The sequence below is a fragment of the Arthrobacter sp. AK01 genome, assembly GCF_021109375.1.
Lineage (GTDB): Bacteria > Actinomycetota > Actinomycetes > Actinomycetales > Micrococcaceae > Arthrobacter.
Window position 1 is genome coordinate 16253 of the sequence record NZ_JAJOHP010000035.1, and the last position, 12083, is coordinate 28335.

16 protein-coding genes are annotated in these 12083 nt (G+C 62.9%); 2 read left to right on the top strand and 14 right to left on the bottom strand.

Going from position 1 to position 12083, the window contains the following annotated elements; translation table 11 throughout:
• Window positions 1-46: 46 nt before the first annotated feature.
• The 3 genes from LN996_RS13555 to LN996_RS13565 all read right to left on the bottom strand — a co-directional run bounded on the left by LN996_RS13555 (window position 47) and on the right by LN996_RS13565 (window position 1876).
• Window positions 47-997, bottom strand: coding sequence for an aquaporin (locus tag LN996_RS13555; protein WP_231340899.1), 951 nt, complete (start codon window positions 995-997; stop codon window positions 47-49).
• A gap of 158 nt (window positions 998-1155) precedes the next feature.
• Window positions 1156-1500 carry a DUF202 domain-containing protein gene (locus LN996_RS13560; protein ID WP_231340900.1) on the bottom strand — a complete coding sequence of 115 codons (345 nt, stop codon included), beginning with the start codon at window positions 1498-1500 and terminating at the stop codon, window positions 1156-1158.
• 19 nt (window positions 1501-1519) lie between these two features.
• Entirely contained in the window at window positions 1520-1876 is a 357-nt protein-coding gene (locus LN996_RS13565) for a YidH family protein (RefSeq protein ID WP_175538584.1), read from the bottom strand.
• 82 nt (window positions 1877-1958) lie between these two features.
• On the opposite strand from LN996_RS13565, the gene LN996_RS13570 reads away from it, so the two are divergent.
• Window positions 1959-3029, top strand: coding sequence for an ADP-ribosylglycohydrolase family protein (locus LN996_RS13570; RefSeq protein ID WP_231340901.1), 1071 nt, complete (start codon window positions 1959-1961; stop codon window positions 3027-3029).
• A 6-nt stretch (window positions 3030-3035) separates the two neighbouring features.
• Here LN996_RS13570 and LN996_RS13575 read toward each other — a convergent pair whose 3' ends face one another.
• From LN996_RS13575 to LN996_RS13595, 5 genes are all read right to left on the bottom strand, one after another.
• Window positions 3036-3587 carry a DUF4395 domain-containing protein gene (locus LN996_RS13575; RefSeq protein ID WP_231340902.1) on the bottom strand — a complete coding sequence of 184 codons (552 nt, stop codon included), beginning with the start codon at window positions 3585-3587 and terminating at the stop codon, window positions 3036-3038.
• 77 nt (window positions 3588-3664) lie between these two features.
• On the bottom strand, window positions 3665-4675 hold the full coding sequence (locus LN996_RS13580) for an exonuclease domain-containing protein (RefSeq protein WP_231340903.1): 1011 nt from the start codon (window positions 4673-4675) through the stop codon (window positions 3665-3667).
• Window positions 4676-4770: 95 nt separating this feature from the next.
• The gene (locus LN996_RS13585; protein ID WP_231340904.1) at window positions 4771-5457 is read right to left on the bottom strand and encodes a hypothetical protein; all 687 of its coding nucleotides are present in this window, start codon (window positions 5455-5457) and stop codon (window positions 4771-4773) included.
• On the bottom strand, window positions 5454-6401 hold the full coding sequence (locus LN996_RS13590; RefSeq protein WP_231340905.1) for an ABC transporter ATP-binding protein: 948 nt from the start codon (window positions 6399-6401) through the stop codon (window positions 5454-5456). Before LN996_RS13590 ends, LN996_RS13585 begins: the two co-directional genes overlap by 4 nt.
• Window positions 6398-6799, bottom strand: a complete 402-nt coding sequence (locus LN996_RS13595) for a GntR family transcriptional regulator (RefSeq protein WP_231340906.1) — start codon at window positions 6797-6799, stop codon at window positions 6398-6400. The genes LN996_RS13590 and LN996_RS13595 overlap by 4 nt, the downstream gene beginning before the upstream one ends.
• A gap of 129 nt (window positions 6800-6928) precedes the next feature.
• Here LN996_RS13595 and LN996_RS13600 point away from each other — a divergent pair, with 129 nt between their 5' ends.
• Window positions 6929-7693: a DedA family protein gene (locus LN996_RS13600; protein WP_231340927.1), complete on the top strand. Its 765-nt coding sequence runs from the start codon at window positions 6929-6931 to the stop codon at window positions 7691-7693.
• Between the two features lie 74 nt (window positions 7694-7767).
• Here LN996_RS13600 and rdgB read toward each other — a convergent pair whose 3' ends face one another.
• The 6 genes from rdgB to clpS form a co-directional block, all read right to left on the bottom strand.
• Window positions 7768-8430, bottom strand: coding sequence for an RdgB/HAM1 family non-canonical purine NTP pyrophosphatase (gene rdgB, locus LN996_RS13605; RefSeq protein WP_231340907.1), 663 nt, complete (start codon window positions 8428-8430; stop codon window positions 7768-7770).
• Window positions 8427-9185, bottom strand: a complete 759-nt coding sequence (rph, locus tag LN996_RS13610) for a ribonuclease PH (RefSeq protein WP_256491571.1) — start codon at window positions 9183-9185, stop codon at window positions 8427-8429. Before rph ends, rdgB begins: the two co-directional genes overlap by 4 nt.
• A 46-nt stretch (window positions 9186-9231) precedes the next feature.
• On the bottom strand, window positions 9232-10029 hold the full coding sequence (locus LN996_RS13615) for an MBL fold metallo-hydrolase (protein WP_159702039.1): 798 nt from the start codon (window positions 10027-10029) through the stop codon (window positions 9232-9234).
• Complete coding sequence (gene murI / locus LN996_RS13620; RefSeq protein WP_231340908.1) at window positions 10026-11096, bottom strand: glutamate racemase; 1071 nt, start codon at window positions 11094-11096, stop codon at window positions 10026-10028. The genes LN996_RS13615 and murI overlap by 4 nt, the downstream gene beginning before the upstream one ends.
• Window positions 11097-11160: 64 nt before the next feature.
• Window positions 11161-11727 (bottom strand): DUF2017 domain-containing protein, encoded by a 567-nt coding sequence (locus tag LN996_RS13625; protein WP_231340909.1) that lies wholly within the window; start codon window positions 11725-11727, stop codon window positions 11161-11163.
• On the bottom strand, window positions 11720-12082 hold the full coding sequence (gene clpS / locus LN996_RS13630; RefSeq protein WP_231340910.1) for an ATP-dependent Clp protease adapter ClpS: 363 nt from the start codon (window positions 12080-12082) through the stop codon (window positions 11720-11722). Before clpS ends, LN996_RS13625 begins: the two co-directional genes overlap by 8 nt.
• Window position 12083: the final 1 nt, after the last annotated feature.

Consider the following 12083-nt stretch of genomic DNA (forward strand, 5'->3'; position numbering starts at 1 on the left):
ACAATAAAGCGCAGGCAAGCCGCCCGCCGTCGATGCTGTCCGGCTTTTAGCCCTTTTTCCCGTCAAAGAAGTCCCGTGCGTCATCGCCGGCAGGAGCCTGTGGAGACGGTCGCGAAGATGCTGCGTCCGTTGTTGCCGGAGCCGGCACGCTGTTGTCGGCCGCGCTTTCAGCAGCGTCCTCCGTGAGGTCATGGTCAGCGTCGAACGCGTCGTTGACTCCGGCATCGGTGCTTGCCTGGAAATCGCCAGCCTCGGCAGTGTTACCACCCGAGAGTCCCTGGAAGCCACGGAACACGAGTCCGGCAAGGGCCGCGCCCATCAGTGGCGCCACCCAGAAGAGCCACAATCCTTCAATGGCCCATGACGAGCTGAAGAACGCCTGGGCCGTTGCGCGTGCAGGGTTGAAGGGAAGGTTGCCCAGGACCTGGCCGAGCTGAAGCAGCACAGCCATCGCAAGGCCCACGGCGAAGGGAGTCATCGCAGGAACAGCCCGGCGACCGGCCGACGCCCCCAGGAATACTGCAACCAGCAGGGCGGAACCAAGGATTTCGACCAGCAGGACTCCGGCCATCTGCGTTTGTGCCGCAGCATGCTCGCCATACCCCGGCGCCACCACATCGAAGGCAGCTCGGGCGTCCGTCAGCACAGGCACAGTGGTCACCACAAAGTAGATCAGCGCAGCACCAACAACGCTTCCAATGAGCTGCGCGGCCAGGTAAGCGACGGCGGCGACGGCCCGGATCCGGCCGGCAATCACGTTGCCCAACGTGATGACCGGGTTGAAGTGTCCGCCGGAGACGTGCCCGAAGGCCAGCATGGCCACAGTCACCGTGAGGCCGGTGGCCAAGGCGACGGGCACGGGTGCCCCGCTGGGATTCGAAAAGATTCCCACGCCTACCGCTACGACCACGACGAACATCGATCCCAACGCTTCAGCCGACAGCCGGGCAAGAAGCCCCGGCTGGTCTTCGGGAGTTGCCTGTACAGGAGAGGTCATGTCGAGTGTGTCCTTACGGTTGGTATGGAAGCCGGCGTGGGCGGCAGGCAGCGCACTGCACGATGATGTGGACGGCGTAGTTCTCCGACGCAAAGTGGTGGAGCCCTAGTGCATCTTGCCAGCCGAGTCTGGGCAGTTGCTGAATCCCGCCTCCGAGCCTAGCCGCCCAATGCTATGGCAGCGATGGCCGTACCACCAAGGCCCACCACGGCCAGCGTGCTGACCAGGACCAGCCGGGCCGATGCTGCCCCGTTACCAAGGTGCAGCTGGCGTGAGCGAATCCACACGACGGAGGCCAGGACGATGGTGGCCGCAGCCGCCATGAGCGCACAGATCCCCTGGTAATCAAGTCCGGGAAGGCCGGCGACGAGGTTGCCCGTGGAGGGCTCGGACGTCAGCCAACTCCGCCAAATGAACAGGTCAACGACCACAAGGGAGATCAGGGTCCGCCGCCATGCCAAGGTAGTGCGCTCGGGCTGGAGGCCGGGATCGCGGGTTTCCATGCTTACGGGGCAACCCTTTTCATCGGGCCACCAGGATCAGCACCGCAAAGGCGAATGCCGCCACGGCCACCACGATCGTCATGAACAGCATGACGCGGGAGAAAGGCAGTGCCTGGTCGTTGCGCATGGCCGCTTCCATCTGGCCCCACCTGCGATAGGACAAGGCGGCCAAGCCAGCCCCAACCAAAGCCAAAAGTACGCAAAGGACCAGCCGGACGGGCGTCGGCGCGATATTCGGGGCAAGCTGGTCAACGGCAACCGCACCGGCGAGCAAGGCCAGGGAGGTGCGGATCCATGCGAGGAAAGTGCGTTCGTTGGCAAGCGAAAACCTGTAGTCAGGTGTCTTGCCTGTCCGTCGCCAAGCAGGTTCGCGCACGTTGTCTCTCCAAGGTTTCATAGGTGCCGGGCAGCTTCCCCACCATACCAGCGGGGGTTCCCGGGCACGGTAAGTTACTGGCATGAGTGTTGAACCTTCCTCCGCCGCCGCGCCGTCCTTCGAATCCCGTGTCCATGGCTCACTCTTGGGTGGCGCGCTGGGTGATTCCCTTGGCTACGCAGTGGAGTTCGATTCCGTTGCCGCTATTCGCGGGCGCTATGGTTCTGCCGGTCTTACCACTTTTGCGCAGCTCGAGGGCGCAAGCCACTTTTCGGACGACACCCAGATGACGCTCTACACGGTTGACGGACTGGTGGAAGCCCTCGAATGGGCGAACGACGGCGTTGCGGCCGACGAAATCGCCTGCCTGTGGCTCGCGTACCTGCGGTGGCTCAACACCCAGGATGTCGTTGCTGCAGCCTCCGCTCCCGTCCCGCAGCCGCGATGGATCGACGCCCAGGAAGTCCTGCGGCACCGCCGCGCACCGGGCAACGCCTGCCTCAGCGGCTTGGCAACCGGCGCCATGGGTACTGTGGCGCGGCCCGTCAATCCCGATTCCAAGGGTTGCGGAACAGTGATGCGCTCGGCACCCTTCGGGCTCATCCCCCACATTTCCCGGGAGGCCGTTTACAAACTCAGTTCCGACGCCGCCTCGCTCACGCACGGTCACCCCTCGGCTCGACTCAGTGCAGCTGCTTTCAGCCTGCTCATCCATAACATCGTGGCCGGCAGCGATGTCCGCGACGCTGCCAACGAGGCACTCGACTACGTGAACGGGGTTCCCACAAAGGCCCCCGAACTGGGGGAAAGGCTTGAAGTTGCACTGCAGTTGTCACTTCGGCCAACGGTGGTGAGTCCCGAAGAACTGACCACAGCGCTGGGCGAGGGGTGGATAGCCGAGGAAGCACTCGCCGTCGGGCTCTATGCGGTGCTGGCCACCAGCGGCACCTCACCGGCGGAGCATTTCCGCAACGCCATTGCCCTTGCCATCAACCACAGCGGCGACAGTGACTCGACAGGATCCGTCGCGGGCAACATCCTCGGGGCCCACTACGGCGAAGAATGCCTGCCCGGCGACTGGCTGGAGGCTTTGGAGGCACCGGAGGTCATCCGCGGCATGGCAGACAGGCTGCTCGCCGTCACCACCGGCTAGTCAGGCCTACGTCCGGCGAAGCGCGATGTTGTTGCACGCTTCGCAAATATCAGCCGGAATGAGGCCACGGCGCTGCAGGAAGCCGAAAATCGCGCACCCGAGGCAGAAACCAACAAACGCTTCCAACGAGGCAGCCACAATGAGGAGCGCCAGCAGGACCCAGGCCGCCGGCTGGTAGCCGATGAAGAAGAGCACGACGGCGGCACTCGTCAAGGCGGCACCCATGCCTTGGGCGAAGCGCTTCGGAGGTCCGGCCACCAACTTGGCGTGCCCAATCCTGGGCGCCAGCACCTTGACCGAAAGCAGCGCGAGCGGGGATATCCGGGGACCAAAAAGCACACGAAGCCAGAAGCCGACCGCAAGGACCACCAAACCCCAGCCCCAGCCGGTCAGCAGCGTTGCGACAGCCAGCACCACGACCAGTCCCGCAGTGATCCGGGCGGCGTATTCGTTCACGGGGTTGGGGAAAGCGAAAACAGCCCGCCAATCCACCCCGCCGATTGTGGCGGCGCTGGCAGGCCGGCGCTCGGCTGGTGCGGAAAGGGTTGGTTTGGTCATGCCCCAAGGCTAGGAGCGCTGCTGTTGAAGCGGGAAGCATTGTTGCGCAGTATGACCATCTCAGCTGCTGGTTGCAGCTAGGCCCCGCCCACCATTTGCAGGAACTCGCCCTCGGAGACCACTTCGATCTGTTGGCCCTTGGCGTGAAGTTCCAGGACCCGTTTGGCCTTGCCCGTGAGTCGTCCGGCGCGAAGGTCCCCTGCCACGAACCCGTCGCCCACAATGAGCACAGTGGTCCGTGCGGTCACCCGGCTTTCGGGCCGTGCCCCCATGTCGGCCGCCCGTGATTTTGCTTCCGGGCGCGTGATCGCGAGGTCGCCCGTGAACACCACAGTCTGTCCAAAGAGCGGATGTCCAGGCTCCGCCGCGGGGTTGGGCAAAGGGTTGGGGCCTTCCTCCGGCCAGGCAGACCAACCGCTGGGGCCACCGAGGGCTCGTTCGAGGGAGGGTTCGGCAGTGCTTCCAGTCCTGGCCGCGAGCGCCGACATTGTCGCTTTGGAGAGGCCCTGCGCGGGATCGAAGGCCGGCTGCTGGGGCAGGTTCAGGCCAAGGGACAAATAGAGTTCGGCGATGCTGTTGGCGTTGTTCCGCCGGGCGATGTCCACCAAAATACCGGCGCAGGCACGGGCGTCCTCTGCGGCGTCGTGGTGGTTGACCAGGGGTACGCCGGCCTCTTCCGCCGCGTAAGGCAAGGAGTTGGACACCAGTGAGTAGCAGCGGCGGGACAGCATCACCGTGCACACATAGTCATAGGCGGGTCCGGCAAGCCCTGATACTTCCAAGCCTGACCGGATGACGCCGAGGTCGAAGGCTGCGTTGTGTGCGGCGAGTACGTCGCCCCCGATGAAGGCGCCGATCTCAGGGAAGAGTTCACCGAACCGCGGGCGACCTGCAACGTCTTCGGCCCGGATGCCATGGATACGCGTGTTGTGGAATTCGAAGTGGTCATGGTTCTCCGGTGGCCGCATGAGCCAGGAGGCTTCTTCCACCACAACACCGCCGCGGACTTTGCTGAGGCCCACCGAACACGGCGACCCCCGGAAGCCGTTGGCTGTTTCAAAGTCGATCGCCGTAAAGTCCAATGCCACTGGACAAGATTACAGCCGGAAAAGGCCGCCCCCCCCGTTTTCCCCGGGGGGGCGGCCCTTCCGGCCTGCTTTGTGGTGAACACTACATTCGAGGCTTACGGCGTCGCCCTGCGAAGGGTTGTGTAGGATCCGGCTGCGAGCACAACGCACAGCAGGGCTGCCCATCCACTGACGCTCAACGGGGTCTGTTGGGCGAACCAGCTTCCAACGTGTCCCCACCATTCGAGCCAGGTGGCGAGGGCGGCAAGGCCAATCAGGGCCACTGCCGATCCCAGTGTGGAGACCAACGTTCCGCTTGTCCCCCAGCGCTTGAAAATGGTGGCGAACCAGAATCCGACGATGAACATGAACATCATCACAACGAAGAAGAACGCTGCGGTGGAGTACCAAGGCCCGTCTGTTACCCACGGGATCTTGAAGAAGTAGCCGTAGACACCCCACCCGTTGGTCGCCCCTTCAATCACACCGCCCAACAGGTAAAGGCCCGTCATGCCGAGTGCGATCAGGGAGAACAGTCCCAGGGTGCCGAGATAGAACGCCCTGCGGCTGATGCTCAGGCCCTGCGAGAACGGGAAGACCAGGGTCATGCTCTGGATTCCGAGGACCAGGAAGTACCACATTGGCGCCTGGCTGCCCCCTCCGTACTTGCCTTCCTGCACGGGGATCAGGGCGAAGATGGCGAGCGACATCAGGAAGGACGCCGCCAGGATGGTCAGGGGCCATCCAATGTATGTCCACTTGTTGATCAGCTGCATCCGGGCAACTGCCATAGTCCTGCTCATCGCTTTGCCTCCAACGTGTCATCGGCGAATTCGCCGGCGGTGGGTCCTGGGCCGGCAGCTCCATCACCGCCTGCCCGGATCATGGTTTTACGGACCACCAACTGCTGCAGGGAAACGGGCGACAATTCAAGGCCCAGCTCCTGCGCCTCGGCTCGCTCACTGCCTCCGAGGACCTCGTCCACTGTCACCGATGCCAGCGACCCGAGAGTCTCACGGTGGAGAATCTTCTTGCCCGCCAGGAAGGCATCCACCTTGTCAGCGGAACCGGAGACTGTGACGGCAGAACCCCGGATGTCCTCGGCATCTGCGTCCATGATGATCCGCCCCCTGTCGATCACCACCACGTGTTCCAACAGGTTGGCCACTTCATCTATCAGGTGCGAGGACAGGATGATGGTGCGCGGGTGTTCCGCATAGTCCTCAACGAGGCGGTCGTAGAACAATTGGCGGGCAACGGCGTCGAGTCCCAAATATGGTTCGTCAAAGAAGGTCAGCTCGGCCCGTGAGGCGAGGCCAATGATGACTCCGACGGCGGAGAGCTGGCCCCGGGAGAGTTTCTTGATACGCCGTTTGACGGGGAGCTGGAAGTCTCCAGCCAGACGGTCGGCGAACTCCTGGTCCCAGTTCTTGTAGAACAGCGCTGCGGATCGGAAAGCGTGGCGCGGCTGGAAGTCGTCAGGGTATTTCTGCGATTCCCGGATGAAGCAGATCCGCGACAGCACGGCCTCGTTTTCATAGGCGCTGGCGCCGAAGACAAGGGCTTGGCCGGATGTGGCGAAGGCCTGTGCGGTCAGGATGGACATCAACGTGGTCTTGCCTGCGCCGTTTCGCCCGAGCAGCCCGTAGATGCGGTTCGCGGAGAGGCTCAGGTTGACGTTGTCCAGTGCGTTGACGTCTTTGTAGTGCTTGATCAGGTTACGGGCCTCGACGATGGTTTCGTTCACAGGGCCGCGCTCCTTTCCTTGTCTGTCCCGGGTTCCGGGGCAAGCCCGGAGCTGCGTTCAATCATGGTGTTCAGCTGCTCTGCCGAGATGCCCAGCTTCCGGGCCTCCAGTGCCAGCGGCTTGACGTACTGTTCGAAGAATTCCTCGGTCCGACGCGCTATCAACTGGGCACGCGCTCCCGTTGCAACGAACATCCCTATCCCCCTGCGTTTGTAGAGAATCCCTGAGTCCACCAGCACATTGACGCCTTTGGCAGCCGTTGCCGGGTTGATGCGGTGGAAGGCTGCGAACTCATTGGTGGAGGGCACTTGGGATTCCTCGGCCATGCTGCCGTCCACAATTCCGTTCTCGATGAGTTCGGCGATCTGCATGAAGATCGGCTTGCTGTCATCGATCATGAGCACCACCGCCTCACTGGTTCATTACTCATGTAACTAACCATACAAGCAACGAGGCAACTGTCAAGGCTTCTACGGAAAATCGCGACGACGGCCGTCAAGTAGGCTTGTTGGGTGATCTTTTCTGCGATAAGCGACCTTGCCGTATCCACTTTCGGGGGCGCGGGACCGGTGCAGCCTTCCATGGCTTCGTTCCTGCCGGACTGGTTGAACCCCCAGATCTTCCTGGCCGACCCCGCCCTGGCACCTTGGGTTGTGCTGCTGGTGTGCGGCATTGTCTTTGCGGAGACCGGCTTGCTGGTGGGCTTCTTCCTGCCCGGCGACTCCATGCTGTTCACGGCGGGCCTACTGGTTGCCACAGACACGATCAAATTCAACGTCTGGGCGTTGGCAGGCCTGATCATCGTCTCGGCAATCATCGGGAACCAGACCGGCTACCTCATCGGCTCCAAGGCCGGCCCAGCCATCTTCAACCGCCCCGACTCAAAGCTCTTCAAGAAAGAGAACGTCGAGAGCGCCCACGCCTTCTTTGAAAAGCATGGCGGCAAGGCGTTGATCCTGGCGAGGTTCGTGCCCATCATCCGTACCTTTGTGCCGGTAATCGTCGGCGTTGCCCAGATGGACAAGCGGAAATTCTTCCTCTTCAACGTCATTGGAGCCGTCCTCTGGGGCGGCGGAGTTACCCTGCTGGGCTACGTCCTCGGTGATCGTGTTCCGTGGGTCAGCGACAACCTGGACATCATTTTCATCGTCATTGTCCTGATCTCCGTTATCCCGGTCATTATTGAGGTTGCCCGGGGTTTCATGGCCAAGCGCAAGGCTGCAGCCCAGGGCACCGATCCCGTGGAGGAATTCATCGAGGAACACGAGGGCGGCAAGCACAGCGAGCCCTGAGGCTCCTCCAACGCTCACCTCAGATGAAAAAGGCACCCCGCAAGGCGGGGTGCCTTTTTGCTTGCAGGCAGAGGCTACGGGGCTTTGGCCCCGGTCAGCGCAGACACGATCGCGGGAAGCAGGGCACGGAACGCCTGGCCACGATGGCTGATGGCATTCTTCTCCTCGGAGCTCAGCTCCGCACAGCTGCGGTCCATCCCTGCCGGCTGAAGCACGGGGTCATAGCCGAAGCCACCATCACCGCGGGGTTCACGCAGGAGTGTTCCTTCCAGCTGGCCATACTCCACGGTCTCGTGGGCGATGCCATCGGTACCGGGCACAGCCAAGGCCGCAGCACAGACAAACGCTGCTCCCCGGAACGAATCGGGTACATCGGAGAGCTGGGCCAACAGCAGCCTCAAGTTGGCAGCGTCGTCGCCGTGGGTTCCTGCCCATCGGGCGGAGAAAATACCCGGAGCCCCACCCAGGACATCCACAGCCAAGCCGGAGTCATCCGCGATGGCCACCAAGCCCGTCGCCTCTGCCACAGCGCGGGCTTTGAGGAGCGAGTTCTCGGCAAACGTCACGCCAGTTTCCGCAACGTCCGGGCCGCCTACCGCAGCGGCATCCACTACTTGGGTGTCGACGTCGAGCCCTGGGACCTGGCCCCGCAGCAGCTCGCGGAGTTCCTTTAGCTTCCCCTTGTTGTGAGTGGCAAGGACGAGGCGGGGAGCCCCGGATTCCAGTGCGCCGCTCACGGGGCTTCGGCCAAGGTCTCGCGCTGGATAGCGGACAATTGGCTGGTGCCCAGGAGGGCAAGGTCCAGCAATGCGTTCAGTTCGTCCCGGTCGAACGGTGCGCCCTCTGCGGTTCCCTGGACTTCGACGAACTTGCCGGAACCGGTGACCACCACGTTCATGTCCGTCTCCGCACGGACATCCTCCACGTACGGCAGGTCAAGCATGGGGACCCCGTCGATGATGCCAACGGAGACAGCTGCAATCGTGTCGACGAGCGGCTCGGCGTTGCGGGCGATGAGCTTGTTTTCCCGAGCGAAACGGATTGCTTCTGCCAGCGCCACGTAGGCGCCGGTGATCGCAGCCGTGCGGGTACCGCCGTCGGCTTGCAGGACATCGCAGTCAAGGACGATGGTGTTTTCACCGAGCGCCTTGGTGTCGATGATCGAGCGCAGCGAGCGGCCGATCAGGCGCGAGATCTCATGCGTGCGTCCGCCGATCTTGCCCTTGACGGACTCGCGGTCCGAACGGGTGTTGGTGGCACGGGGAAGCATCGCGTACTCGGCAGTGACCCAGCCGCGGCCTTCGCCCTTGAGCCAGCGCGGCACACCCTCGGTCAGAGAAGCCGTGCACAGGACCCGGGTGTTGCCGAACTCGATCAGCGCCGATCCTTCGGCCTGCTTGGACCAGCCGCGGGTAATGCTGATGGGTCGCAGTTGGTCGGGTGTACGGCCGTCAGCACGAATGACGGGTGTGGCTGTAGCTTCAGAAGTCATGGTTCAAGCTTAGCCAAGCTGATGGCACTGCCCGACGCCGGTAAAGCTAGATCGTGTAGTGGACTCCGGCCACGGCAACGGCGACATCGCCGGCGAACACTGGTTTGGCCTCGGAGAGCACCTTGGTTTGTGATGTCCACACAGGGATGTGGGTGAGGAGGAGGCGCCTTGCCCCCGCGTTCGTTGCGGCCTCGCCAGCGCGCTTGCCGGTCAGGTGGACGTCCTTGATGTCGTCGTCCCTGCCTTCCTCGAAGGCCGCCTCGCAGAGGAACAAATCGGATCCCTTGGCCGCGTCTTCGAGCCCTTGGCAGGAATCGGTGTCACCCGAGTACGTCAGGATCTTGGTCACCGGGACGCCGTCCTTCCCGGGCTCCGTAGCCGTCACGCGCAGAGCGTAAGCCTCTTCAACAGGGTGATTAACGGCGTAGGGAGTCACAGTGAACGGACCCACGGTGACAGGCTTGAGTTCGGCCCAGTTGGTGAAGTCGAATTCCTCGTGCATGCCGGGATCCAGTTCCAAGCCATAGGCGGTAGCCATCCGGTCCGCTGTTGCAGCAGGGCCCCACACCGGCAGCCTGTCCCGGCCCCATCCCCCGGGCTTCCAGCGAACAGCCACGTGGAGCCCGCACAGGTCCATGCAGTGATCCGGGTGCAGGTGGGTGAGGAAGATCGCATCGATGTCCTCGAGGTCGGTGTAGCGCTGGATCGCTCCCAAGGCTCCGCTGCCCAGGTCCATGACGATCTTCCACTCGCGCTCACCGTCGTGCGCTGTTACCAAATAGCACGACGCCGGTGATCCGGGGCCTGGGAAGGAACCGGTGCACCCAACAATGGTCAGTTTCACAGTCCACGCCCCAAGGTTGCGCCCGCTCCGGCGTTGAGGGTGTCGCCGGGTTGCACGAAATACGAACGGCGGGACAGGCCGGAACCGGAACGTGCCGCTTCCAGCATCTCGGGAGTAATGCGGGCGAGGCTGCCTGTCGGGTACTGGGCAGCTACGTGATCCACGTGCTTCACGGAGAGGACTTCAGGTCCCAGGAAGCGCCGGGCCAGGGTCTCGAACTGGTCGGCATCGCCGGTGGCGATGAATTCGTGGCTGGGCGTGCTGGACTCTGTCCGCTGGATCCCATGGTTGGCCAAAGCCCGGTAGACGTCCTTGGCGGTCTCCTCGGCGCTGGAAACGAGCGTGACGTCCTCTCCCATGACGAAGGAGATAACACCTGTCAGCAGCGGGTAGTGCGTACATCCCAGGACAACGGTGTCCACACCGGCGCGTTTGAGCGGCTCCAGGTACTCATGTGCAGCGGCGAGCAGGTCCGGGCCGGTAGTGATTCCGGCCTCCACAAAGTTCACGAAGGCGGGGCACGCCACAGATGTGATGGTGAGGTCCGGAGCGGCCGCAAAGGTGTCCTCGTAGGCACGCGATCCCACGGTGGCCGACGTTCCGATGACCCCGATCCTGCCCGAGCGCGTAGCGGAGACCGCACGACGCACTGCCGGCTGGATGACCTCGATGACCGGAATGCCATAGCGGGCCGTATAGCGTTCGCGGGCGTCCCGCAGCACGGCCGCTGACGCCGAATTACACGCAATGGTCAGCAATTTCACGCCCGAGTCCACCAACTCGTCCATCACGCCCAAGGCATTGGCACGCACTTCGGCGATGGGAAGCGGACCGTAGGGGCCGTTGGCGGTGTCGCCGACGTAGAGGATTGATTCATTGGGGAGTTGATCGATGATGGACCGCGCTACGGTCAATCCGCCCACGCCGGAGTCGAAAATGCCGATCGGGCGGGCGCTTACCAGTTCCCCCGCGCTGATGGAGGCCCCACTGTCCGGCGCGCTGCCTGGTGAACCCGATGCTGAAGTCATAATTATTCGAGAATAAGGCTTCCCATGGTGTGCGGCCATTACCTGTGGTCTCCGCCTCGTGTCTGATTTGTCACAGGGCAGGAGCACCAACGGGCCGTCGTGATCAGGATTTCCCCTGCCTTGCGGCCATCATGGCTTGAACCAAGGACTCCTGGAGCCACGTAGTGAAGTTGTAGACCAAGGCCAGGTAACTCTCTACGTCCTCCGCCTGGCTCCAGTCCTGCATGCTGTGAATGTGCTCGGCGTCCGCTTCGTCCCGGATATCCAGTCGTTCAGCCAGGACCAGCCGGACGTCGTTCAGCGCCATGGACCAACGAGTAGCATCTTCCGGCGACAGGACGAGGTCGTCCTTGTCCAGTCCCAAGGCGGCAGCCTTCAGGGCCCCGATCTTGTTTTCCCGCACGGAGCGTTCGGTGAGTTGCCGGAACTCCAGCGAGCCGCCGTCGTCGTCCTTCATGACGTTGGGCAAGAGCCGCAGGAGGGCGCGGTCGCTCGGCTGCTTGACGTCCATGTCCAGGCCGATGAGCGCCGCCAGTGGGTCTTCGTTCTCCCGCACGTCCTGCTCCAGCATGGAGATGACGTCGTCCAGCAATCCGCGCAGGAGATCGCGTTCGGCGGGTTCGAGGTATCCGGAGATGCCCTTGAGTCCGTACTTAAATGCCTTAGCCACGCTGCCGGCCGCCCTTTCCGGGTGTTTCATTGCCGCTTGCAGCTTTCTCCACAGTGGCCCACAGACCAAAACCGTGCATGGCCACCGCGTGCTGCTCCACTTGTTCCTTGCTGCCGTGCGCCACAATCGAGCGGCCCTTCTTGTGGACCTCCATCATGAGCTTGTGCGCTTTGGAGTCGGAATAGCCGAAGTAACTCTGGAAAACAAAGCTCACATAGCTCATGAGATTCACGGGATCATTCCAGATCACAAGGTTCCACGGGATATCAGGGGCTGTCAGGACATCGGTGGAGGACTGCTCCGCGGCTTTGGTCCGCTCATCGATGTCCGTGCCATACGCAACGCTAGGGCTCATC

What these genes read in the sequence shown, in the direction of transcription:
- LN996_RS13595 (WP_231340906.1), bottom strand. Translation starts at nt 6,799, where the DNA reads ATGATCGATGACAGCAAGCCGATCTTCATGCAGATCGCCGAACTCATC.
- LN996_RS13575 (WP_231340902.1), bottom strand. Translation starts at nt 3,587, where the DNA reads ATGACCAAACCAACCCTTTCCGCACCAGCCGAGCGCCGGCCTGCCAGC.
- clpS (WP_231340910.1), bottom strand. Translation starts at nt 12,082, where the DNA reads ATGAGCCCTAGCGTTGCGTATGGCACGGACATCGATGAGCGGACCAAA.
- murI (WP_231340908.1), bottom strand. Translation starts at nt 11,096, where the DNA reads ATGGCCGCACACCATGGGAAGCCTTATTCTCGAATAATTATGACTTCA.
- LN996_RS13555 (WP_231340899.1), bottom strand. Translation starts at nt 997, where the DNA reads ATGACCTCTCCTGTACAGGCAACTCCCGAAGACCAGCCGGGGCTTCTT.
- rph (WP_256491571.1), bottom strand. Translation starts at nt 9,185, where the DNA reads ATGACTTCTGAAGCTACAGCCACACCCGTCATTCGTGCTGACGGCCGT.
- LN996_RS13585 (WP_231340904.1), bottom strand. Translation starts at nt 5,457, where the DNA reads ATGAGCAGGACTATGGCAGTTGCCCGGATGCAGCTGATCAACAAGTGG.
- LN996_RS13570 (WP_231340901.1), top strand. Translation starts at nt 1,959, where the DNA reads ATGAGTGTTGAACCTTCCTCCGCCGCCGCGCCGTCCTTCGAATCCCGT.
- LN996_RS13560 (WP_231340900.1), bottom strand. Translation starts at nt 1,500, where the DNA reads ATGGAAACCCGCGATCCCGGCCTCCAGCCCGAGCGCACTACCTTGGCA.